The 25,899-nt window shown below is 32.6% G+C and carries 20 protein-coding genes; 12 read left to right on the plus strand and 8 right to left on the minus strand.

Annotation, left to right across the window (positions count from 1 at the left end; translation table 11 throughout):
- Positions 1-92: 92 nt before the first annotated feature.
- Both IW20_RS04520 and IW20_RS04525 read right to left on the minus strand, forming a co-directional pair.
- Entirely contained in the window at positions 93-1,520 is a 1,428-nt protein-coding gene (locus IW20_RS04520; RefSeq protein WP_165571404.1) for an HmuY family protein, read from the minus strand.
- A 7-nt stretch (positions 1,521-1,527) separates the two neighbouring features.
- Positions 1,528-3,678, minus strand: coding sequence for a TonB-dependent receptor plug domain-containing protein (locus IW20_RS04525; protein WP_051885555.1), 2,151 nt, complete (start codon positions 3,676-3,678; stop codon positions 1,528-1,530).
- A 106-nt stretch (positions 3,679-3,784) separates the two neighbouring features.
- On the opposite strand from IW20_RS04525, the gene IW20_RS04530 reads away from it, so the two are divergent.
- Complete coding sequence (locus IW20_RS04530; RefSeq protein ID WP_035619407.1) at positions 3,785-4,690, plus strand: DUF6607 family protein; 906 nt, start codon at positions 3,785-3,787, stop codon at positions 4,688-4,690.
- Positions 4,691-4,749: 59 nt separating this feature from the next.
- Here IW20_RS04530 and argS read toward each other — a convergent pair whose 3' ends face one another.
- Positions 4,750-6,531, minus strand: a complete 1,782-nt coding sequence (gene argS / locus IW20_RS04535) for an arginine--tRNA ligase (RefSeq protein ID WP_035619409.1) — start codon at positions 6,529-6,531, stop codon at positions 4,750-4,752.
- A gap of 322 nt (positions 6,532-6,853) precedes the next feature.
- Here argS and IW20_RS04540 point away from each other — a divergent pair, with 322 nt between their 5' ends.
- Positions 6,854-9,268, plus strand: a complete 2,415-nt coding sequence (locus tag IW20_RS04540) for a TonB-dependent receptor domain-containing protein (protein ID WP_035619411.1) — start codon at positions 6,854-6,856, stop codon at positions 9,266-9,268.
- Positions 9,269-9,564: 296 nt separating this feature from the next.
- Here IW20_RS04540 and IW20_RS04545 read toward each other — a convergent pair whose 3' ends face one another.
- Together IW20_RS04545 and IW20_RS04550 are read right to left on the minus strand one after the other, a co-directional pair.
- Positions 9,565-10,236, minus strand: coding sequence for a copper homeostasis protein CutC (locus IW20_RS04545; RefSeq protein WP_035619413.1), 672 nt, complete (start codon positions 10,234-10,236; stop codon positions 9,565-9,567).
- A gap of 237 nt (positions 10,237-10,473) precedes the next feature.
- Entirely contained in the window at positions 10,474-11,481 is a 1,008-nt protein-coding gene (locus IW20_RS04550) for a 3-oxoacyl-ACP synthase III family protein (protein ID WP_035619414.1), read from the minus strand.
- Positions 11,482-11,745: 264 nt separating this feature from the next.
- On the opposite strand from IW20_RS04550, the gene IW20_RS04555 reads away from it, so the two are divergent.
- Complete coding sequence (locus tag IW20_RS04555; protein WP_035619417.1) at positions 11,746-14,157, plus strand: alpha/beta hydrolase family protein; 2,412 nt, start codon at positions 11,746-11,748, stop codon at positions 14,155-14,157.
- Positions 14,158-14,421: 264 nt separating this feature from the next.
- Here the strand turns inward: IW20_RS04555 and IW20_RS04560 are convergent, their stop codons facing one another.
- From IW20_RS04560 to IW20_RS04570, 3 genes are all read right to left on the minus strand, one after another.
- Positions 14,422-15,372, minus strand: a complete 951-nt coding sequence (locus IW20_RS04560; protein WP_035619419.1) for an ABC transporter ATP-binding protein — start codon at positions 15,370-15,372, stop codon at positions 14,422-14,424.
- Between the two features lie 138 nt (positions 15,373-15,510).
- Positions 15,511-16,200, minus strand: a complete 690-nt coding sequence (locus IW20_RS04565; protein WP_035619421.1) for an OmpA family protein — start codon at positions 16,198-16,200, stop codon at positions 15,511-15,513.
- 33 nt (positions 16,201-16,233) lie between these two features.
- On the minus strand, positions 16,234-16,740 hold the full coding sequence (locus IW20_RS04570; protein ID WP_035619422.1) for a lipocalin family protein: 507 nt from the start codon (positions 16,738-16,740) through the stop codon (positions 16,234-16,236).
- A gap of 183 nt (positions 16,741-16,923) precedes the next feature.
- Between IW20_RS04570 and htpG the strand changes: the two genes are divergently transcribed.
- The 9 genes from htpG to IW20_RS04615 all read left to right on the plus strand — a co-directional run bounded on the left by htpG (position 16,924) and on the right by IW20_RS04615 (position 25,736).
- Positions 16,924-18,807 carry a molecular chaperone HtpG gene (gene htpG, locus IW20_RS04575; RefSeq protein WP_035619426.1) on the plus strand — a complete coding sequence of 628 codons (1,884 nt, stop codon included), beginning with the start codon at positions 16,924-16,926 and terminating at the stop codon, positions 18,805-18,807.
- A 205-nt stretch (positions 18,808-19,012) separates the two neighbouring features.
- On the plus strand, positions 19,013-19,366 hold the full coding sequence (locus tag IW20_RS04580; protein WP_035619428.1) for a hypothetical protein: 354 nt from the start codon (positions 19,013-19,015) through the stop codon (positions 19,364-19,366).
- Complete coding sequence (locus tag IW20_RS04585) at positions 19,363-20,667, plus strand: hypothetical protein (RefSeq protein WP_035619430.1); 1,305 nt, start codon at positions 19,363-19,365, stop codon at positions 20,665-20,667. The genes IW20_RS04580 and IW20_RS04585 overlap by 4 nt, the downstream gene beginning before the upstream one ends.
- A 59-nt stretch (positions 20,668-20,726) precedes the next feature.
- On the plus strand, positions 20,727-21,926 hold the full coding sequence (locus IW20_RS04590; RefSeq protein WP_035619432.1) for a hypothetical protein: 1,200 nt from the start codon (positions 20,727-20,729) through the stop codon (positions 21,924-21,926).
- A 61-nt stretch (positions 21,927-21,987) separates the two neighbouring features.
- A complete protein-coding gene (locus IW20_RS04595) occupies positions 21,988-23,193 on the plus strand; it encodes a lipase/acyltransferase domain-containing protein (protein WP_035619434.1) in 1,206 nt (401 codons plus the stop codon).
- A gap of 177 nt (positions 23,194-23,370) precedes the next feature.
- Positions 23,371-24,267, plus strand: a complete 897-nt coding sequence (locus IW20_RS04600; protein WP_035619903.1) for an EamA family transporter — start codon at positions 23,371-23,373, stop codon at positions 24,265-24,267.
- A gap of 85 nt (positions 24,268-24,352) precedes the next feature.
- A complete protein-coding gene (locus IW20_RS04605) occupies positions 24,353-24,709 on the plus strand; it encodes a DoxX family protein (protein ID WP_035619437.1) in 357 nt (118 codons plus the stop codon).
- A 30-nt stretch (positions 24,710-24,739) separates the two neighbouring features.
- Positions 24,740-25,447 carry an aquaporin Z gene (gene aqpZ, locus IW20_RS04610; RefSeq protein WP_035619439.1) on the plus strand — a complete coding sequence of 236 codons (708 nt, stop codon included), beginning with the start codon at positions 24,740-24,742 and terminating at the stop codon, positions 25,445-25,447.
- Between the two features lie 46 nt (positions 25,448-25,493).
- Complete coding sequence (locus IW20_RS04615; protein WP_035619441.1) at positions 25,494-25,736, plus strand: GlsB/YeaQ/YmgE family stress response membrane protein; 243 nt, start codon at positions 25,494-25,496, stop codon at positions 25,734-25,736.
- Positions 25,737-25,899: the final 163 nt, after the last annotated feature.

Raw genomic sequence — 25,899 nt, forward strand, 5'->3', positions numbered from 1 at the left:
TCTTGTTATTAAGATTGATAAGCTATAACCTTACCACACGAAACAACTTACCAATCTTTTTATTTCCATAAAATGGAATCGTTTTTATGTGATTATTTTAAAAGCGCATATTGGAATTTTGGATATCCTCTTTCTCCTTTTTCATTCATCCCAGCAGTGAATTTCAATTTAAAAATATTTCCTGCAGGATCTTTAACTACGTAAAAACGATCCGTTCTTAAAACGAATTGAGGAATTGGAAGTCCATTAGGCCCCATTATACTTGTACCTCGCCAGTTTGAACCAATATTTCTCTGATCTTCTGTAAATTTAGCACTCTCTACATTCGCCAATGTAAAACTATCGTATGTTAGAGCTTCTGAAACAAGTACTTGATAAGCTTTTGCATCACCTCTAAGATTATTAACTACATAATCTGGATAATGGTAAGGTGCTAAACCTGATGGCCCACCTGGAATTACGTTAACAAATGTTGTAATATTAATATCCCACTGATTTTTTTGCGGCTCTACATTAACCATTTTCTTATCCAACAAACTGAAAAATGTAAAATTATAGGCTGCATTTTTAGAAATTATTACTTCTTGATGCGTTGTAGATGCAATATCAGCATACTGAACTTTATAATCATTCCCATTTCTTAATATTCTAACCTTTTTCCATCCTCTTGATGCACCAGACCCAATTCCTTCAGATCCAAGTTCTGGAACTACTGTGCTAGGGTTACTTCCCATATTAATTAAGTATACTTTATTATCTCCATCTGTAGCCGAAACTTCAGCAATTGCAGTTTTCAAAATATTTCCATCAGGGCCGTCTACTTGATCTGGTGAACCTGATCCTTGAGCAATAATCATAGTTTCATCAGCAACCTGTACTTCATCTATGTTTACAGTCGTAAGTTTTTTAACTGACATCTTCACTGTATTATTTAATACAACTCTAAAATCTTTACCAGAATAAAAACCTAAATCCCAAGAAACTCTAGCCACTTTTGTCATTGCACCGCTACTTAAATCAATGTAAACTTGATTCGGTTCAGTAGGTCCTCCAAATTCTGGAGCTAAAGCTGTTCCTAACGAAGCTGTCTCGTTAAAATTTAATTGCATTGTTTTATTCCCTACTACATTAGCATTAATTGAGGAACCTGTAATAGTAAAGATTACATTTTTTACTTCAGTTCCAATTGCTTTTTTAATTCTATTAAAAGTAAACTCAACAGAGGTTGCGCCTTGTACAAATGGCACTGTTATCTTATTTTCTACAACTGCAGGAACTGTTGTAAAATCTGTAGTATATGCTGCTGCCGTTGTTGTATAAGTAAGCGTCAATGAACCAGCTGCAGGAGTCGGCGCAGAAAATTTTATCTGAACAGGTGTTGCATCACTTGTTAAGTTATATGAAGGCTCAGCAAATGCAACAGACAGTGTCTGCCCATCACCATTATTATCATCATTGCTATTACATGCTGTAAAAGCAAGTAATACAAAGGAAAGCATTAAAAATAGATTTTTTTTCATGATTATATTAATTAAAATTAAGGTTATACGTGAGTTTAAGAAAATATGAACGACCATATCCAAGCAATACATCAGTTCCTCCACTTGAATGAGCTCCCGAAGAAGATCCTCCTTGCGTTAAAGTGACACTTTTAACATCCAGAATATTTCTTGCTCCTATAGTTACATCTAATTGTTTCTTGAAAAACGTTTGTCTAATTGATGCATCCATCCAGCTATATGGCATTAATTCGGTTAGAAAAAATTGTGTATTTGTTCCATCACTTGCAGCAACATAGCGTTGCTCCTTTCCATTGTATTTATAGTAGGCAGAGAACATTGTTCCCCATTTAGGTAGTGTATAAGAAATACTAGAATTTAGTTGTAATGAATACAAAAAGTTATCGTCTGAGCTAATATCTAAAGCAGCAAGGTCTATTTTTTGTGAAATTCCTACCAATGCTACTCCAACTTTAGCATTCCAACTTTTATATGCAAATTGCTGAGTTGAAGATATATTCCACATTTGATATTTATCGATATTCAGATATTTATAATTCTGAGTCGGAACTACTTGAGACAATACCAAACTAATCCTATCATCGATATCTAAATAAGTTACAGCTAGATTACTTGAAAGTAGTGCTCCCGAATTAAATACACAAGATCTTTTTAAACTCACTTCATACGAAGTACTTGTTTCGGGAACTAAATTTTGATTACCTTGAACATTATGATTCGAATCTACAAAATAGGTATAAAGCTCATCAAAGTTCGGGGTTCTATATGAACTCCCAATCGAGGCCCTAGCTTCAAGCCCACGTTTAAAAAGATATCTTAACCCTAATGAACTTGCATATTGATTATCGAATTTTGATTGAAAAGAATATCTAATTCCTGGACGTATAGAGAATTTATCTGTAAAATTAATTTCGGCAACAGTAAAAATATCGTAGTTTTCTAAACGTGCTCTAACATCTTTTGCTTGCTTTTGATCATCTTTAAAACTTCCAGAAGCTGAATTGTAAAATCCATTTTCATTTGTAACCTCATACCCAATCTGTAAATCGACTTTTTTATCATCAAAAAAGTTATTTACAGTTCCTGTAGAATATAATACTTCGTTGGATTGATATGTTTTTCGATCATTTGCCCATTCTTTATGAGTTTCCATCTGATAATTAAATTTTTCAATGTCTCGATCTTGCTTTTGATGAGAAACCGAAACGTTATAATTTAATTTTGAGAAAAGCTTACCATATGAATTTAAATGGTTGTAGTATCTATTAGATGCAAAACGCTTATCATTTGCGTAAAATGTTTCAGGGAAAGGATAATTAACTTGGGGAATTAATATAGGACTGTAGTAATCAATGTTTTCACTATAATAATCAAATTTATAAAAAATTCTAAAATCATTTTTTTTATAACCAATCAATGCATTCCCTACAAGTTGTTCTTTAGGAAGCCAGCTATAGCCCCTTAAACCATTCCCTACAGCATAATCTTTGCCTTTCATACCATCAAAATATCCTGCAAAATCGTTTCTATTTCCTCCTACCGAAACAAACCAATTCTCATTAAAATTATGTGCTATCTTGGCTGATTGAATATGTCTTCCTTTATCAAAAAATGCAAATTCATCAGCAACTGTTTCTTCTTGAGCAGTAACACTAATTTCCCATTTATGAGCTGCTTTCTTTTTTGTTATAATATTAAGAACTCCTGTTACGGCATTTGCTCCATGGGTAACCCCCATCGAACCTTCGATAATCTCTATACGCTCTACGTCGTCAAGGTTAACCTGAGTTAAATCGACATTGTTTCCCATTCCTGTATCACTTATTAAAGGCACATTATCTACTAAAATTTTAAAATATTGAGAATCTAATCCAAACATAGAAACTGTAGACCGACCATCACTCCCACTTGTTCTTATAGAAATATTTAAATATTGATTTAAAACATCCGCAAGATTGTTTGCAGCCAATCGTTTTATATCCTGCTCTGAAATCACACGTACATTAAATACCGACTTTTTTATAGATTGTGGCTCGAATTGTCCTGTAACAACAACTTCTGACAATTCGTTGGCACGAATACTATCTTTTTGCTTTTCCTGAGCGGAAAGTGTTCTACAAGATATAAGGGCAACAAATAGGATAATTTTGGTTTTCATTATTTTTAATTAGTCTTAATAATCTCGGCAAATATATAATTATTTTAATTCAATCTAAATAAAATTTATATATTTGCTGAAAATTTAAAATCAAAAAAGACAAGTTATGATTACAAAAGGTCTCTGTTTATCAGCCGTTATGGCGTTATCTGTAAATTTTGGATTTAGCCAGGAATCTAAAAAGCAACAAGATATTAAATCGATAAAATCGATGTGTGGTTGTTATGAAGTGAAATTTAATTTTGCTGAAACTTTTAAGTATACTAAAGACTCTATTAATTACAAGCCTTCGCCAACTAAGCATGAATCTGCTCTAGAATGGGTAGAATTATTAGAAGATACTCCTAACAAAATTGTAATGCAACACTTATTGATCGTAAGTGACGATATGATTATTAAGCACTGGAGACAAGACTGGCTGTTTGAAAACACAGACTTGTATTTATTTGATAAAGGGACTTCTTGGAAATACAAACAATTAGATAAAAAAGCCGTAAAAGGACAATGGACTCAAAAAGTGTATCAAGTAGATGATAGTCCAAGATATGAAGGAACTGCTTCATGGGTACACGTAGACGGGCAAAATTACTGGGCAAATATCACAGATGCTCCATTACCTCGTAGAGAACACACAATACGTAATGATTATAATGTTTTAAAAAGAAGAAACATTCACGAAATTACTTCTACGGGATGGAATCATGAGCAAGACAATGACAAATTAATTCGCGATGATAGCGGAAAAGATGTTTTGTTGGCACAAGAAAAAGGAATGGATGTGTACACTAAAGTTGCAGATATTAAATGTATCGCTGGTCAGAAATGGTGGAAAGAAAACAATGCACTTTGGAAAAATGTTCGTGATAAATGGCAAACTCTTTTTGACAGACATCAAGACTTAAACTTAGAAGCTAAAGTAGAAAGAAAGGCACTTTACTCTCTTTTGTTTGATTTAAAACCTACTGCTACAAAAGCAGAAACAGATGCAATCATCAACAAATTTGTAAAATAAAATATTTAGTTAGTTATGAAAAGAGCCGTTAGTTTTGATACTAACGGCTCTTTTTTATTTTACATTCTTTCAGGAACTTCTATTCCTAATAAACTGAAACTTGATTTTATAATCTCTCCTACTTTTTGAGAAAATTGAACTCTGAATATTTTCTTGGTCAAATCCTCTTCTCCTAAAATATGTACCGACTGATAAAATGAATTATACTCTCTTACCAAATCATACGTATAATTAGCAATTAAAGCTGGGCTATGATTTTGTGCAGCGTTTTGGATTACTTCTGGGAAAAGTTCGATTTGTTTTACCAATTCTTTTTCTTTTTCATGAAGCTCTTCGATTCCGGTTAATGTTACAGAGAAATCAAAATCGGCTTTACGAATAATCGATTGAATCCTTGCATAGGTATATTGGATAAACGGTCCTGTATTACCAGCAAAATCTACTGACTCTTCTGGATTAAACAAGATACGTTTTTTAGGATCTACTTTTAAAATGTAATATTTTAAAGCACCAAGTCCTATTGTACTATATAGTTTTGCTTTTTCATCGTCAGAGAAACTATCTAATTTCCCTAATCCTTCGGAAATTTCCTGAGCTGTATCGGTCATTTCCTGCATTAAATCATCGGCATCGACAACAGTTCCTTCACGGCTTTTCATTTTCCCCGAAGGTAAATCAACCATTCCGTATGATAAATGATATAAACTTGAAGCCCAATCAAAACCTAATTTCTTAAGTATTAAGAACAATACTTTAAAATGGTAATCTTGCTCATTTCCTACAGTATAAACCATTCCTCCAACATCTGGATGATCTTTTACACGCTGGATTGCTGTACCAATATCTTGTGTCATATAAACTGCAGTTCCGTCTGAACGAAGTACAATTTTACGATCTAAACCTTCATCGGTTAAATCAATCCAAACGGAACCATCTGGATCTTTTTCAAAAATTCCTTTATCTAAACCTATTTGTACAACATCTTTTCCTAATAAATAAGTATTGCTCTCGTAGTAGTAACTATCAAAATTTACTCCTAGGTTTTTATATGTAATGGCAAAACCATCATAAACCCATTGGTTCATTTTTGCCCAAAGTTCTTTTACAGCTGCATCTCCTGCTTCCCATTTTAAAAGCATTTCTTGTGCTTCAAGAATTATCGGCGCTTGTTTCTTAGCTTCGTCTTCGGTTTTACCAGCTTGCATTAATTCATTAATCTGCTCTTTATAAACCTTATCAAATTTCACATAATAGTTCCCTACCAGTTTGTCACCTTTTAAACCTGTACTTTGGGGAGTTTCTCCATTTCCAAATTTTTCCCAAGCCAACATCGATTTACAAATATGGATTCCTCGGTCGTTTATAATTTGAGTTTTATATACTTTTTTACCTGCAGCTTTAATAATTTCGGCTACAGAGTATCCTAACAAATTGTTACGAACGTGTCCTAAGTGTAATGGTTTGTTTGTATTTGGCGAAGAATATTCTACAATAATTGCTTTATCAGAAGGATTTGGTTTTACAAAACCATATTCTTTCTCCTCTTTAATACCATTAAAGAAACTTACATAATAAGTATCGGCAATTACAATATTTAAGAAACCAGAAACTACATTAAAACGAGCAACCTCCGGAATATTTTCTACAAGATAATTTCCTATTTTATTTCCTAACTCGACAGGATTACTTTTAATCACTTTTAGTAAAGGAAAAATAACCATTGTAATATCGCCTTCAAACTCTTTTCTGGTAGTTTGAAACTCGATTTTATCCACGGTTACTTCAAATAAGGCTTGTATTGCTTTTTGTATAGAAGGCGTAAGAATTTGTGATAATGACATGTAAACTTAGTTTTAAAGTGTGCAAATATACTGCTTATTCATCAATTACAGAAAATGTAAAAGATTTAAAATCTATGATAAGAAGTCTTACTAATCCGAAAAACAATTAAGACTCATTACAAATAACAATCTTAAATCCCTGAAAAACAAATCATTTTCAACAAAACAACTATTTTTTTTCACTAATCCTGTAACATAAAATAAATATAATAGTCTTAATAGAGTCTTTTAAATAATTTTCCAACAAGAGTAATCAACTTGTATTTTAAAGAAAATCATCAATCAAATAATCAATTAATCAACCTTAACTAAATCAAAACTTATGAAACTTAAAATTATCATGTTATTTCTTATTGGAGTAATAACATCGGTACAAGCTCAAAACTCTGGAAGTGTTTCTGGAAAAGTACTAGAAAAAGCCACTAATTCTCCTATTTCTTATGCTACTGTTGCTGTAAAAGAAGAAGGAAAAACAATCGCAAGTGGTGTGACAGATGATAAAGGTGACTTTATCTTAAAAAATATCCCTTTAAAAAATTATCTTTTAGAAATTCAATACATCGGATTTAGACCATACAAAACTAACTTATACTTTAGCGATTCTAAAAAAGAATACACATTTAAGGTTGCGCTTGAAGAAGAAGCTACTCAACTTAAAGGTGTAAACATTGTTAGCGAACGCTCGACTATCGAACAAAAAATTGACCGTAAAGTAATTACTGTTGGTAAGGATCTAACAACTGCCGGAGCTTCTGCATCTGACATCATGAATAATATCCCTTCGGTAAATGTGGATCAGGACGGAAAGCTTTCTCTTCGTGGAAACGATAATGTACGTGTATTAATTGACGGAAGACCATCAAATATTGATCCTGCTCAATTACTTAAACAAATTCCATCAACTTCTATCAAAAAAATTGAGTTGATTACAAACCCAAGTGCAAAATACAATCCAGAAGGAATGTCTGGAATCATCAATATTATCCTGCATAAAAACACTAATACTGGTTTTAACGGAAGTTATAGTGCTGGTATTACTTTTGGAGAAACTGCAAAATACAATCAATCATTAGACTTAAACTATAAAACTGGGAAAGTAAATTTCTTCGGAAACGTAGGTCAGAATTTTGGAACATATCACAACAGTGGTTTTATCAAAAGAATTGATCCGGAAATCATTCAGGATATTAATGTTCTAAACGACAATGATTCTTACTTATATAAAATTGGAATGGATTACTTAATTGATGATCATAACACAATATCTGTTTATACCAACCAAAATAAATCAAACGGAAAAGGATTTGTAGATACTAATATTGATTATAACAATTTAACAGGTTCTGATGTTTCTAATATTTTTCAGAAATCAAAATATTCAGGTCCAAATAAAATTGGTACTTATAATTTAGCTTACAAACATATCTTTAAAAAAGAAGGTCATACTTTAGATTTTGAAGGAAATTATAGTGATAACGAAGGAACACAATATGCTTCTTTTGATACTCAATCAACGAAAACTGACAATACTGTAGAAAAAGTAATTTACGACGATCAAATTAAAGGCACACGCAAATTAAGTACTTTTAATATAGACTATGTAAATCCATTAAACGAAAAAACTACGCTTGAAGCGGGTGCGGAAGCTAGAATTACAAAGACCAATAATGATTATGTTACTGGAAACCCACTTGCTGATTTTCCTGTTACTAATTATACTTACGATACTAATATTTATTCGGCTTATGTAACATTTGGTCAGAAATATAAAAAATTCAGTTATCAATTAGGAGCTCGTTTTGAAAGTTATAAAGTAGCTACTAATTTAAATTATGGTCTTGACAAATTTAATGATGACTATATTACTTTATACCCATCGGCTTATTTTACGTATAACTTAAATGAGAAAAACACATTACAATTAAGCTATAGCCGTCGTGTGGACCGCCCTAGTTTAGAGCAAACAAAACCTATCCGTGAGTTTTCTACTCCGTTAGTAACCTCTTTAGGAAATCCTGAATTAAGACCTCAGTTTACTAATTCGGTAGAAATAAATTATACAAAAACTCTAGAAAAAGGAAGTTTTACAACTGGTGTTTTCTATAGAAGCATTAATGACCCAATTAGCAGAGTTTTATATCCTGACGAAACAGATCCAAGCGGTAACAGACAAATTATGACATATACTAACTATAATCATAATACTTCTTACGGTTTTGAGGTTTCTTTTAATTACAAAATCACTAAATGGTGGGATATTCAACCATCTATTGATTTCTCAAGTATCAACCAACAAGGTATTGTGTTTGAATATGATCCTGCAACAACAAAGAGTAATCCTATCGAAAGAAAAGTTACTGTTGCTGCATTTAATGGTCGTATGAACTCAAACTTTAAAGTTAACAAACGTATAAGCTTCTTATTATTTGGTTTTTACAGAGGTCCTGTTGATGGAGTTCAAAATAATAGCCATGAAATGTACAAAATGGACATAGGTTCACGTTATACATTGTTAGACAACAAGATGAATATTAGTGTACGTTTTAATGATGTATTTCACACTATGAAATATGCTTTTGATTCTAACTATCCTTATGCACATACAGGAGAGTTTACATGGGAAAGTCAAACCGTTTATTTAGGGTTAACATATAATTTTGGTGGAGCAAAAATTAAAAACTTACAACGTAAACAAAGAGAAGACAACACGAGTAAAGGTGGCGGAGGAATGTTTTAATCCATCACACTTATTCGAATATTTTAATAATTGAATATTTTTTAGTAGTAAAGAAAGCCCAGAGTATGCCACTCTGGGCTTTTTTGATATATTCAATTTACATAGATTATCTAAAAAGGGAACGCGGATGACGCAGATTTCCTGAAGGAAAGACGCAGATAAAAACGGATTTTTTTTCTTTTTCTGTTATTTTTAAAAATCCGTTTTTATCCGCGTTTTCGCCTTGGCGAATCCGTATCATCCGCGTTCTATTTTTTCTAGACAATATTTATTTTTCGTCTATAGCATACTAAAAACTACAGCTTAGCTTTTAGAGCATTAATTTCTGCTGCGCTTGCTGTTTCGCCAGAATCGGTAATTGCAGATGAATGGAAAAAAGTATTTCCTAGTTTCTCTTTTAGCAATCCTATATTCGTAGATCGAAGTCCCCCACCAGGCATAATTACGATTCTATTATTTGCTTTTTGTACCACATCGATAAGAACATCAATTCCTTCTACTACATCCTTTCCTTGTCCTGACGTTAGGATTGTTTTAAAACCACAATTAATTACATCTTCCAGAGATTTAGATACATCCGAAACAACATCAAAAGCGCGATGAAATGTACAAGGAAGCGGGTTTGCCAAATTAATTAATTCCGTATTTTGTTCTATGTTAACGCTTCCGTCAGGATTAAGATTTCCAAGCACAAAACCATCAACATTGCATTTTTTGTATTCGATTATATTCTCTTTCATTTCCTCAAACTCAGTATCTGTATAAACAAAATCTCCACCACGAGGTCGGATAATAACATTTAAATCTATAGTAGCTTTTTCTCTTGCTGCCTGAACTAAATCTAAACTTGGGGTTGTCCCTCCTTCTTTCATATTTACACACAACTCGATTCTGTTTGCTCCATTTGCCTGAGCAATTTCTACAGAATCAAGATTAAAACACGCAATCTCTAATTGGCTTTTTTCCATTTTTATTATTCTTAAACAATTACAATAGGCTTAGACTTATGTTTATCCTGAAAAGAGACGAACAGACTCAACCTAACAATACAATTATGTTGCATCGAAAATAAACAAAAAAACCTATTCAGTACTGAATAGGTTTTCTTTTAAAAGTATTTTTTAATCATTTAAGAAAATATAAGTTTGAAAACATTACGTTTAAATGAACTTATATAACTTATATGGTTGTTTGTATCGGTTTAATTACCATTTGATAATTGCACTTCCCCATGTAAATCCGCTACCAAATGCAGCTAGAACAACTGTATCTCCAGATTTGATTTTTCCTTGTTCCCAAGCTTCTGTCAATGCAATCGGAATAGATGCTGCGGTTGTATTACCGTATTTCTGAATATTGTTATATACCTGATCATCATTCAATCCAAATTTCTTTTGGATAAATTGAGATATTCTCAAATTAGCTTGGTGAGGTATCAACATATCAATATCCGAAACCTGTAGATTATTTGCTACCAAACCTTCATTAATAACTTCAGCAAAACGTACTACTGCATTTTTAAATACAAATTGTCCGTTCATATAAGGGAAATAACTTTCGTCGTTCGGGTCATTATCTGCAATAATATCAGTTACCCAACGTGCTCCCATTCCTGGTGCTGTTAGTGATAATTCTTCGGCATGTTGACCTTCTGAGTGTAAGTGTGTAGATAAAATACCTTTTGTAGCATCTTCTTCTCTACTTAAAACTGCTGCTCCGGCACCGTCTCCAAAAATTACAGAAACACCTCTTCCTCTAGTTGTCATGTCTAAACCTGTAGAGTGTACTTCTGAACCAATTACCAAAACATTCTTATACATTCCTGTTTTAATATATTGATCTGCTACAGAAATAGCATATATAAAACCAGAACATTGGTTTCTTACATCTAATGCTCCAACAGTTTTTAATCCTAAGTCACGTTGTACCAAAACTCCTGGTCCTGGAAAATAGTAATCTGGGCTTAATGTTGCAAAAACAACAAAATCGATATCTTCTTTTGCTACACCAGAACGTTGAATAGCTATTTCGGCAGCTTTTACACCCATCGAAGTTGTAGTATCTTCTCCTCTTATAATGTGTCTGCGTTCTTCAATCCCTGTTCGTTCTTGTATCCACTCGTCATTGGTATCCATAATTTTAGACAAATCGTCATTGGTTACCACATTTGAAGGGACATAATATCCTAATCCCGCTATTTTTGAATGATACATATTTTTTTATTATTCGTTAAAAAATTGGACTGCAAATCTAAACATCTTTTAAAAATCATGTACACAATTTAGTGATTTTTTAGTAATTAACAATTCTATATATTATTCCCATTTGTTACTTTTTTCAAATACATAATTTTTGATAGGAAAATTACGTTATTTTTCAAAATATTCATATAACAAGTCATTTTCATTATTATAATATAACAAGATTGAACTACTTTAGACAAATCATAACAATCTTTAATTCTAAAAGTTTCAACTATGAAATTAAAAGTCACTCTATTTCTGTTTCTAAATCTTGGTTTAGTAGCTTTTGCCCAAGAAAATTTAACGTACCAGAAACCTTCTAAATCTATTTTAGATTTAGCCGATTATCAAAGAGCTCCATCCGTATCTATGGATACTAAAAAAGAGTTTATGCTATTATCTTACAGAAATACCTATAAAACCTTAGACGATTTAAATCAGGAAGAACTTCGTTTGGCTGGTTTAAGAATTAATCCTGTAACAAACATTTCGAGCACGGTTACTTATGTAAGAAACCTAAAGCTGAGAAAAGTTAATGATACTAAAGAAATTCAAGTTTCAGGTTTACCAACTGCTCCTCAAATCAGTAATATAGCATGGTCGCCTAATGACAAAAAAATCTTATTTACTCAAACTACAAAAACCGGTGTAGAACTTTGGATTGTAGATGTAGCATCTGCTAAAGCTACAAAACTTACCGATGCAAACTTAAATGCTAATCTTGGAACTCCATTTAGCTGGTTTAACGACAATGAGACGATTTTGGTAAAAATGTTACCTAAAAACAGACCTGCATTATTAGATTCTAAAAAAGATTTACCAACAGGCCCAATTGTTTCTACCGCTGATGGATCTAAATCGCAAAACAGAACCTATGCAGATATGTTGAAAAACAAAAATGATGAGGCTAATTTTGAGAACATTATCACATCCGAAATCTACAAAGTAAACATTAACGGAACGGCTACTTTATTTAAAAATGCCGATATGTATTCTTCTGAAAGAATTTCGCCAGACGGTAATTATGTAATGTTAACTACAATACAAAAGCCATTCTCTTATATTGTTCCGCTAGGAAGATTTCCATCAAAAGCAGTCGTTTATGATAAAAATGGTACTGAAGTAAAAACGGTAAACGAAGTTCCTCTTTATGAAATTATGCCAAAAGGCTTTATGGCTGTTCCTAAAGGAAAAAGAGAAATGTCTTGGAGAGGTGATAAACCGGCAACGCTTTCTTATGTTGTAGCTTTAGACGAAGGAGATCCTGCAAACAAAGTCGATTTTAGAGACGAAGTTTTTCTTTGGAATGCTCCATTTAATACCGAAGCAACTTCATTGGTAAAAACACCTCAACGTTTTAATGAAATTATCTGGGGGAATGACAATACTGCAATCCTTATGGACGAATGGTATGATACGCGTAATATTAAAACCTATTTAATTAATCCATCAGACGCAACTCAGAAACCTAAAGTAATCTTCGACAGAAACTCTCAGGATATCTACGCAGATCCAGGTGCTTTTGAATTTAAAAAGAACCAATACAATAAATATGTTCTTGCTATAGAAAACGATAATGCTTTCCTTCTTGGCGAAGGTTTTACCAAAGATGGTCAGTTCCCTTTTATAAGCGAACTTAATCTTAAAACATTAAAAACAAACCGTCTATATACTTCTACTCTTAAAGATAAAAAAGAAGATATATTAGAGATTGAAGATTTTAAAACAGGAAAAGTTTTGGTACAAATTCAATCCAAAAATGACTATCCTAATTATTATTTCAGAAACATAAAAAAACAGAATAATTTAACTCAGGTTACTTTCTTCAAAAATCCATTCGAAAGTATCAAGAATGTAAGCAAAGAAGTAATTAAGTACAAAAGAAAAGATGGTGTAGAATTATCTGGAACTTTATACTTACCTGAAGGATATGATAAAGTTAAAAAAGAAAAATTACCATTGTTAATCTGGGCTTATCCAGCAGAATACAAGGATAAAAACAGTGCAGGACAAAGTAGCCAAAACCCTAATGAATTTACATTTCCTTACTATGGTTCATTTATATATTGGGTAACCAAAGGATATGTAGTTCTAGATGATGCTTCGTTCCCAATTATTGGTGAAGGAACTACTGAGCCTAATGATAACTTTATTACACAACTTGTAGATGATGCCGAAGCTGCAATAGATGCTGTAGATGCATTAGGATATATAAACAGAAAGAAAGTTGCTGTAGGAGGACATTCTTACGGAGCATTTATGACTGCTAACTTATTAACGCATTCTAATCTTTTTGCTTGCGGAATTGCCAGAAGTGGTGCTTACAACAGAACGTTAACTCCTTTCGGATTCCAGACTGAGCAACGTAATTACTGGGAAGTTCCAGATATTTACAACACTATGTCGCCATTTATGCATGCCGATAAAATGAAAACACCACTATTATTAGTACATGGTGAAGCCGATAACAATCCGGGAACTTTTACTTTGCAAACAGAGCGTTATTTCCAAGCTTTAAAAGGATTGGGAGCTCCAGCGAGAATGGTAATTTTACCAAAAGAATCTCATGGTTATGTAGCTAGAGAAAACATCTTGCACTTGCTTTGGGAACAAGATCAGTTCTTAGAGAAATATTTAAAAAACTAATTCCCGAGAAACTTCTCGATTAATACACAAAGAATTCCCTAAATGATGAATTTCGGGGATTCTTTCATTTCATACTATGTTAATTATTAAGGAGCTAATCCTGCTGTACACTATATCTTTTATGGCAAACCCCGCCATAAAAGGATGCCGTTCCCATCAGGGCTAAAAAGCCAAATCTCATTTCACAAATAAAAACCCGATTGATTTTAAAGTCAATCGGGTTTTGTTTTTTATCGTGCTAAAAGAATTATCTAATTTTCTAATTTACAGATAATTTAAACCTAAATAAATTTCCTGCTCAATAGGTAAATCAATTTCACTTTCAAAAAAGATCAATTGTCTTTTATGAACCGTTTCTATTAAATAATGATTTCCTCTAAAATAAGTTCGTCTAATCTTCACTAACAAATTAGACTCTGCAACCATTTTAAACTGATGTGGGTAAACCAATGTTTTATGCATTTCATCTTCGTAAGGAATTAGCAAATGAGTAGCAATTTCATTTACCTCTCCAAAAAGTGAAGCCACATATTTCGTCTCAGGATCTTCGTATATTTTTGTTGGATTATCTTTAGCAAGAACTTCTCCGTTTCGCATTACAATCACCTCATCTGCAAATGACAAAGCATCGGTACTATCATGCGTTGCGATAATACAAGTAATCCCTTTTTGTTTTAAATATCTAAATAAATTTCTGCGTAAAGCATTTTTACGAAAAGCATCTATCTGACTAAATGGTTCGTCTAGTAAAATTACTTCTGGCTCTAAAGCCAAAACTCTTACTAAAGCAACTCTTTGTTGTTGTCCCCCACTTAATAACTTTGCTTTTACATTAGAGAATTGCTCCATTTCGACCATTTCTAGTAATTCCTGAACACGCAATTTTTTCATGTTAGCAAAACCATTCGAAAGGAACTTCCCAACATTTTCGGCAACGGTTTCAAAAGGAGACAAATCAAAGTCCTGCGCCAAATATTTCATATAAGGCATTCCGGGAACCAAGTTGTATTTGGGTCCTAAAACAGGTTTTTCATTATACGAAATAGCACCTCCATTTAAATCGTATAATCCGTACATTAATTTAAGTAATGTACTTTTTCCGCAGCCGCTTTCACCAATAATAGCAATATTTTCGCCCTTATTTATGGTAAAAGAAACATTTTTTATAACAGGTTTTTCGGTATACGAAAAAGAAATATCTTGAACTTGAAGCATTAGTTGGCATTGAAAAATTGAGGATACAAAGATAGTTGCTTTGATAAAAATAACTCAGAGAAAGTTATTAAATTATCTACAAAAAAAAGCTGCTTCAAACAGAAGCAGCTTTTAATTTATTCGTTAAGAAGCTATGCCTTATTTACCAGCTTTTGCATCGTTTACCATTTTGTCATTTGCAGTAATAGCAAACTCTACACGACGGTTTTGTGCTCTTCCTTCTGGAGTATCATTTGTAGCAATTGGATCTGCAATTCCTAAACCTGAAGTTTTGAAACGAGTAGCTTTTAATCCTTTAGAAACTAAATAAGCCTGAACAGAAGCAGCTCTTTGTCCTGAAAGTGTTAAGTTATATTCTGGTTTACCTGTATTATCAGTATAACCAAAAATTTGAATATCAGTATCTCCATACTCATTAAACACAGGAACTAATTTATCTAAATTTGCTTTTGCCTGAGTCGTTAATGTTGATTTGTTAGTATCAAAACGAACTGAATTTTCATTTAAAGTTAAATGGATACCTTCTCCTACTCTTTCTACAGTAGCACCTGGTAAAGCCTGATCAATTTCACGAGCTTGTTTGTCCATTTTGTTTCCAATAAGAGCACCAGTTCCACCACCTACGGCAGCTCCAATAGCAGCACCTAAAGCAGCGTTTCCACCACGTCCTAAATTGTTACCAAGAATACCCCCGATAAGAGCACCAGCAGCAACACCTATTCCTGCTCCTTTTTGAGTATTATTTGCATTCTTTACTGAATCACAACTTGTAAAAAAACTTGTTAATACAAGTAAAGTACTCAAACCTAAAACTGTTATCTTTTTCATATGTCTATCTTTTTTTATATGTATTCTTTAATATTAATTAGCTCTTTGAAATTGGTATACTACATCTTTCACTTGTCCACCTACATTGATATTATCAATTAATTGGAATGAACTCTCTGTTAAACCTCCAATTTTTAATAAATACCCATCTCTCACTTTTTTCGCTTTTACACCAGCGTCAAGAATCTTAAGCACAAACATACCCTGACTATTTATACTCCACACAATTGGAGAAGAAAACGCCGTACAACTAGATGAAGCTAAAGCCATTGACCCTTTGTTGTTATTTGAAATAAAGTTCCATGTACTACCAATAAAACACTTAGAATCAGCAAGATCAAATGAATTTACTTTAATATATTCTGAACCCGGATAAGAAACATTGGTTAAAACCCAATTCCCTTTAATTGCTACTTGAGTCGACTTATCAAGTTTTGTAGAAAGCGGTTCAGCTCCGTTAGAAGATGTCGTTGCTGTAGAAGCTGATTTGCATGCAAAAACCGTCACGGCTAATATGCATATTAAAATAATTTTTCTCATCGTTTTAGCAAATTTAAAATTAATACTCCTACAAAGATACAATGCAAAAAAATTAAATTTGTTTAAAAATTATTTTTTTTTCTTTCAGAATTAACACCTACGACAATTTGTCATCCTCTTGGCAATTGGTATCTTATTTGAAGAATCTGAAATGCATAACGTTAAACTTAAATTTTAAAAAATATGACAACAGGTAAAATTAATGTTTCGGTAGAAAACATATTTCCCTTAATCAAGAAATTCTTATATAGCGATCACGAAATTTTCTTGCGTGAGTTGATTTCTAACGGAACCGATGCTACTCTAAAATTAAAACACCTAACAAGTATTGGTGAAGCCAAAGTAGAATATGGCAACCCAATTATTGAAATTAAAATTGACAAAGAAGGTAAAAAAATCCACATTATCGACCAAGGTCTTGGGATGACTGCCGACGAAGTTGAAAAATACATCAACCAAGTCGCTTTCTCTGGAGCTGAGGAATTTTTGGATAAATATAAAGACTCAGCAAAAGATTCAGGAATTATAGGTCATTTTGGTCTAGGATTTTACTCAGCCTTTATGGTTGCTGAGAAAGTAGAAATTTTTACTAAATCATACAAAGACGAACCAGCTGCACATTGGTCATGTGATGGTAGCCCAGAATTTACTCTAGAGCCAACTGACAAAACTACACGTGGAACTGAAATCGTATTACATATTGCCGAAGATTCTCTTGAATTTTTAGAAGATTCTAAAATTCATGAACTATTGAATAAGTATAATAAGTTCATGCCTATTCCTATTAAATTCGGAACTAGAACAGAAACTCTTCCTAAACCAGAAGATGCTCCTGAAGATTATGTAAACGAAACTATAGAAGTAGACAATATCATCAATAACCCAAATCCAGCTTGGACTAAACAACCAACTGAATTATCTGAAGAGGATTATAAGAGTTTCTACCGCGAATTGTATCCAATGCAATTTGAAGATCCTTTATTCAACATTCACTTAAATGTGGATTATCCGTTTAACCTAACAGGAATTTTATACTTCCCAAAATTAGGTTCGGATATGCAAATTCAAAAAGACAAAATTCAATTGTACCAAAATCAGGTTTATGTAACTGATAATGTAGAAGGAATTGTTCCTGAATTTTTAACTATGTTAAAAGGAGTTATCGATTCTCCAGACATTCCGTTAAACGTTTCTCGTTCTGGCTTACAAGCTGATGGTGCTGTTAAGAAAATATCAAACTACATTACTCGTAAAGTAGCCGATAAATTAAAAGCATTATTTAATGAAAACCGTGCAGATTTTGAATCAAAATGGAACGACATTAAAATCGTTTTAGAGTACGGAATGCTTTCTGAAGATAAATTCTACGAAAAAGCTGGTGCATTTGTTTTGTATCCAACTGTAGATGATAAATATTTTACTCTTGAAGAATTAAAAGAGAAATTAAAAGAAAACCAAACCGATAAAGACGGAAAATTGGTAGTTCTTTATGCTGGAAACAAAGATGCACAACACTCTTATATAGAAACAGCAAAAGAAAAAGGATACGAAGTATTGCTTTTAGATTCTCCTATTATCTCGCATTTAATTCAGAAAATAGAAGGTGATAATAAAGATGTAACTTTCGTACGTGTCGATTCTGATCATATTGATAACTTAATCAAGAAAGACGAAAACACGATTTCTAAATTATCTGATGAAGAAAAAGAAACATTAAAAACATCATTAGAAGCTTATATCCCAAAAGCATATAGTGTACAACTAGAAGCTATGGATAGCCAAGCTGCTCCATTTATCATTACGCAACCAGAATTTATGCGTAGAATGAAAGAAATGAGTCAGTCAGGTGGATCTGGAATGTTTGGTATGGGCAATATGCCAGAGATGTACAACTTGGTAGTAAACACAAATTCTGATTTAGCTACTAGCATCTTGAATACCGAAGACAAAACACATCAGGAACATTTGGTTAAACAAGCATTAGATTTAGCTAAATTATCTCAAAACTTATTAAAAGGTGAAGCATTAACTGCTTTTGTAAAAAGAAGTTTTGAAATGATTAAATAACATGATATTAAGCCCTAAAGGCTATATCATTACAAAGCCCCTCAGGTTATACTTGAGGGGCTTTTTGTTTGAAAAAACAAAATATTTCTAACTATTCTACTAAATAATCCCAAAAAAAAGTACTTATTCCTGTTTTTTAACATAAGCTATTTACATAACTTTAACCCGCTTTTAAAAAAGTTACTTATTAAAAAAACAGAACACTATGAGGAAAATTTACCGTTATGAAAAATTGTCATTCTCGGCTCCCGCCGATGAAGATGTTAATTTTGAAATCAAATTTATATCCGATGGTAATATAGGACATACCGTAATTAATATACCCGGAGATAATGATTCTGAAATTGCTAATTCTGGTAAATGTTCTCTAGGAAAAATCCAATCACTCACATCTGAAAAAACAATTAGTGTTTCGGACATTGCTAATCCTATACCCAACGAAGACACAATTGCTATTGAATACTACATCAATAAAAAACTAATTGCAAAACACTCTAATCCTAAAAGTGAAACAGATCGACCGTATGTAATCCTAACTATCAAATTTTCTGTGAAATGAAAAATTGGATTGTAATAATTACCTTTTTTTATTTCGGAACCCTTCAGGCACAAAAAAAATTAGACATCCTTACAACACCTACTTCTCCAGCTGCATCGGTTTTAGGCATGCAGCCAAGTGCCATATTACAACCTAAATCTTATCGCGCTCTAGAAACAGCTCTTTTTTCGAACTTTAACGATGAAAACGGAAACAGTATAATTCCAAATGATTTTGGTCTCGAGTTTATGCCGTATTGGGCTAATGATCATGGTATAAGTTTAGAAGAATACCTTTATCCAAAAGCAAACCTTGATCAGCTTTTGCGAAATTCCTCATTTTCGTTGGCTTCTACTCAAAACTTCATGTTACAAGACAGTACAAATACAAGAAGTTTGGCTTTTGGTTATCGCACCTCTATCTATTTTGGAAACAAAAGAGATAAAGAAATCATCCAAAAGCACATAAAAACCTTAAGCGATAATCAGCGTATTGGCTCTAAAATATTAGCTGAACTTAGTGAACTTGCTGATAAATTTAAATTTAAAACGAAAAGAGAATACTTAACAGCCATTCGGGATAAACTCACCAATCGTATTTACGAAGTACTCGATAAAAAATCGATGAAAGAAGCCGAAGAAATAACCAAGAATATTTATGACGCTACAGATTCACTTCCGTTTAACGAAAATGATCTTGACTCCTTTTTCATTGCATTTTCTGAATTAATAGAAAATAAATCAATGGGGAGTTACGACGAATTTAAATCTTACATCTTATCCCGTCAAGGTTTAAGTATAGATTTGGCTTATGCCTTATCATTGAATTTCCCTACCAATGATTTTAAAAACTCTAATATACCCAGACAATCATTTTGGATTACCCCTTCGTATAAATTCTCAGATAAAATTAGTTTTCTAAAAGCCACAGGAGTTTTACGTTACGAATGGTACAACAAGAAATATTTTGAAAATTATTTCCCAGACACTAACGTATACAAGAACAATTTTGATTATGGATTGGCTTTATCAGGGCAATTCAAGAAATTTTCATTAGAATTTGAAGCAACCGGAAGACAAAGTAGTTCTCTCTTGATTACTAGTACCGATGCTGCTGGAAACATATTATACACTAAAGAAAATACATCAGATTTTCAGTACATCGGAACATTTAGCTACAGGCTCACAGAACAAATTGCCCTAACCTATCAAATCGGGAGTTCTTTTATACCCGTTTTTAACCATAACGGAACATTAATTTCGCTTCTGTCATTAAACTTTGGCTTTGGTGGCCCCAACGTTACTGATCTAACTTCAAAATAAATCTCAAAAAAAATAATACTCAAACCTACAATCGATGATTTTAAATCATCATAAATAATATGGCAACTAAAACAGGAATTTATATTACCGGACTCGGACAATCTATACACAATGAAACTGTAGAAAAATATACAGAAAGACTTAGAAACGAATTGAACTTTACCACAACTGGTTTTAATTATTTTATTAAAACAGAAAAAATCTCTTATCAACCCGAGAGAAATAGCACTGTGGTAAGTCTTTTTAAAAAAGATAAAAATGACAATGAAGAATTAATATATAAAATATATGATTTTCAATACCATAAAATCTTAACCGAAAAATTTGAACATTATAACATCTTCATAAAAAACCTTATTCTATTTAGTTTAATAATTAAGAAAACGCCTCAAATCACTTTAAGGTTTTTCAGAAAAAAAGAATTCAGCAGTCCTTACCAAACTACCTATGCATTTTCTATCCTTTTGATAATTTCATTATGTGTTCTTTTTTTAATTCCAGCTTGTATAGATTTAATGACTAATGAAAGCATTATAAAAAACATTTCTAAACTACTTTATCACTTCGGCTATGATATTGATGTAGAAAGAATACATAATTACGGCAAATACGTTCTTTCGATAACGACATTAATTTTAATTTTTGCTCCCCAATCCAAAACGATCATAACATCATTGGCAACCGAGTTTTCTTGTGTTGATAGTTATATCGCCAATGGAGAACAAAGCCAAATTGTATTAGGAAATCTTGATTCGCTTGTAGAGTATATTGCGGAGAATGAAGTTGAGCCAGAAATCCATTTTCATTGTTACAGCTTCGGGAGCATCTTAGCAACTGATCTTATTTTTCCTGTAGCCGAGATTCCACCATCAGATAACATCCAAAAACTAACCAAACTTCTTATTACAACAGGAAATCCTTATGAATTTATAAACGCCTATTACCCTTCTTTTTTTAAGAGAAGAAGTGCGATAATGGAAAACAACATAAAATGGCTGAACATTTATTCTGTTTCTGATGTTTTTGCTACAAATTTTAGAAAAGATGATACTCGAGGTGAAGCTGAGTTTGGAATAAAAAATATTGCCATTATTCCAGAAAATATTAACTACGAGATTACATCTGACAAATCTGGCATAATTGCCTTTTTCTCATTAAACAGTATCAAAATGCACAAATGTTACTGGGATCCATCTACAATAGGTCAGAGTTGTATGAAAGTATTATTACCTAAATTAATCGGTAGCAAACACATATAAACAAATGACAATCAATATATAATAAAAATAAGTATTACTTTAGATAGCAAAATCTAGCCCCATGAAACCTATCATCTTTATCCCCGGAATTCAAGCTACAAGTCTTGTTAACAGTAATACTTTCGATTTTAATTATATCTGGAACGCATACGACACCTTAGGTTCCTCTATTGGTTCCTCTATTTTTGGAGCGTATATTAACGAAAACCTACAATTTAATCCTTTATACGATCAAGGAATTGAAACGATAATAGAACGCAATCATATCGCTAAATTTCCTTACGAGAATTCTATTGCTAAATTAAAAAACAAACTAAACGAAACCAGAGCATATAAAAACACTCCTGTCTTTTTATTCGGTTACGATTGGCGAATGTCTAACATGGAAAGCGCCAAACGTTTGAAGATTTACATCGAATACCTCAAGCATAAACTTCAGGATCAAAACATCGAAGGATTCCGTTTTATTACTCATAGCATGGGAGGATTAGTTTTAAACTGCTATCTAAACTTATTAAATGATGATTTTTCGGGAATTGATAAAATAGTCATGAATGCTCCTCCTTTTTTAGGATCTCCCTATGCATTAGTTCATATGGTAAAAGGAGATGGAGGTTTAAGAAGTATCTTAAATTGGGTAATAGGAAGAAATGAGGATATGCGTAAAGTTATCCGAACTTATCCTGGGGTTTATGAGTTATTACCCATTTACAAAGATGCCTTAACCTATACAGATAATAATGAATCGCTGGATCTTTTGAAAAAAGAATATTGGCAAGACAATTTATACAGAGATATCGAACCTCTTTTTGACTCACGATTAGCGCTTTTAAAAGAATTTCGTTCTCCCACAGGTTTAAGAAACTTATCTGATTTGCCTCAAGCACTAAAAGACAGAATGATAATTATTGTTGGCGAAGATGACAAAACATTCACTAAGGTAAAAGTCTTAAAAAAAGGGAATAACAATATTGCAAATTTAGTCGACCTAGGTTCTCTTAATGACGGAAGAGAATCTGGCGACGGAACTGTTCCTTTTAAAAGTTCGTCTATTTATGCAAAAGACATTAAAACATTTGCAGTGAAGAAAGAAAACTTCTTTGATGAAATAAGTAACAATCTCGATTTTCATGGTTTATTCCTAAATGATAGTCGGGTACAGAATATTATACAACGCTATTTTTTAACCGAAAGCGCCAACCCAAAACTCAGCGGTCTTAAAAATTGGTGGGACACTCCTAACGGAAGTGTTAGAAAAGTAGAGTGATTAAACAATTATGAATAATCTATAAACAAGACACTTTCGAGAGGTTTTTCTTAAAATCATCAATAGAAACAATGCTCTAAATACAATATCCTAATTAAATCCATTTTTTTAATTACTTACTAAAGCCTATCTTTGCAGGCTTTATTTTTAAAAACAGAAAGCAGTAAATTATATAAAATGACAAAAAATAACGTATTAAAAGGAGTATTTCTAGTAGCATTTGGCGCAACAAGTTATGGTATGTTGGCCACTTTTGTAAAAATGTCATACGATGAAGGATTCACAACAGCAGAAGTAACTACTTCTCAATTTATATTAGGAATCATTGGGATCCTAATCATCAACGCTTTCCAGAAAGCAAAACATAAAGACACAGTTGTTAATGCAACTCCAAAAAACATTGCTCAATTAATGACGGCTGGAACCTCATTAGGAATGACAAGTTTGTTTTATTATCTGGCTGTAAAATACATTCCAGTTTCTATCGGAATTGTTTTATTGATGCAAACAGTATGGATGGGAGTTTTACTAGAAATGATTCTAGAAAAGAAACTTCCTTCTAAACAAAAAGTAGTTGCTGTAATTATTGTATTAGTAGGTACAGTATTAGCTACTAATATTACTCAAAACGAAATACAATTAGATTGGCGTGGTCTTGTGTGGGGTTGCTTAGCTGCTGCTTCATTTACAACAACAATGTTTACTGCAAACCGAGTTGCTACCGAAATTTCGTCAGCACAACGTAGTTTATATATGCTTCTAGGAGGTGCTGTTATTGTATTTTCTTTTGCAATAGCGACACAAACAACTCCATTTAACTTCGAAATTTTTGCAAAATGGGGTATCATCCTTGCACTTTTTGGTACAATTATACCTCCTATGCTTATGAATGCAGGTTTCCCTCTTACAGGAATTGGACTAGGAAGTATCGTTTCGGCACTAGAACTTCCTGTATCAGTAATGATGGCTTACGTATTGTTAAATGAGCAAGTTATATTCTTACAATGGGTTGGAATAATTTTAATCATAATAGCCATCATTATCATGAACTTAAATTTCCAAAAGCAAAAATAAGTGTTAAAAAATACTTGTTAAAAAATAATTAAGATATTACCTTAAAATCCCAATTATTTTTATAAATTCGTAATAAATTTCTATTATGGATTTACCTTGGCATATATATTTAATGGCTTCGCTTTATATTTTAGCTGGGATAAACCATTTCAGAAACCCAGGAATGTACCTCAAAATCATTCCGTCTTACTTTTCAAATCCAAAATTATTAAATATTTTAAGCGGTGTCGCTGAGATTATATTAGGGTCGCTCCTATTAATCTCAGCGACATCTCATTTTGCTGCATGGGGAATTATTGCGTTATTGGTCGCAGTTTTCCCAGCAAACCTATACATGTATCAAAATAAGAAGGCAAGTTTTGGGTTACCTCGATGGGTTTTATTATTACGCATGCCTCTTCAACTCGTTTTGATTTTATGGGCATATCAATATACTTTTTAACATTTATACATTAATTAAACACTTTTTATTATGAAAAAACTTTTTGCTGAATTTTTTGGAACGTACTGGCTTGTATTTGGAGGTTGTGGAAGTGCTATTTTCGCAGCAGGGATCCCTGAATTGGGAATTGGATTTGCTGGTGTAGCACTAGCTTTTGGTTTAACCGTTTTAACGATGGCTTATGCCGTAGGACATATATCAGGAGGTCACTTTAATCCCGCAGTTTCTTTTGGTCTTTGGGCTGGTGGAAGATTCCCTGCAAAAGACTTAGTACCTTACATTATCGCACAATGTGTTGGAGCAATTGCAGCCGCTGGAACTTTATATACAATTGCATCTGGCAAAGCTGGATTTGTAATTGATAATACTAAAGCTGGAGCTTTTGCATCAAATGGTTTTGGAGCTTTTTCTCCAGAAGGATACTCTTTACAATCTGCTTTTATAGCTGAATTTGTTCTGACTTTATTTTTCTTACTAATCATTCTTGGAGCAACAGATAAATTTGCTAACGGAAGATTTGCAGGAATAGCAATTGGTTTAGGACTAACATTAATTCACTTAATAAGTATTCCTATTACAAACACATCTGTAAATCCTGCAAGATCATTATCTCAAGCTGTATTTGTTGGTGGAGAACCATTATCTCAAGTTTGGTTGTTTTGGGTTGCACCAATTCTAGGAGCAATTGTAGCAGGGTTTATATACAAATCATTGTTGCAAAATCACGATGCCGCATAAATTAATATTTTCTAAAATCGATTATTAATCCCTTAAACTTTAAAATATGGAATTTTTATATTTCTTACTTATTGGAGCAATTTCTGGTTGGCTAGCAGGCCAAATATGGAAAGGCGCAGGTTTTGGACTTCTTGGCAACATCGTTGTAGGAATAGTGGGTGGCCTTATAGGTGGATGGATTGCAGGAAAACTAGGTATTGGCGGCGGAGGTTTGCTTTGGCAAATTATAATAGCTGTCGGTGGTGCTTGGGTACTATTATTCATCATTAGTTTGATAAAAAAAGCATAAGCATTCATATACGCTTACTATAAATAAGCAATAATCATTTTACACAAAGAGAAGAAAAAAGTTTTACAACTTTATTTCTTCTCTTTTTTTTATCAAACAAACACACAGACTGAAAATCAAAACTTTAAAGAAATCGTATTACTAAAATTATTAATTTTGAGTA

Source organism: Flavobacterium hydatis (genome assembly GCF_000737695.1).
Lineage (GTDB): Bacteria > Bacteroidota > Bacteroidia > Flavobacteriales > Flavobacteriaceae > Flavobacterium > Flavobacterium hydatis.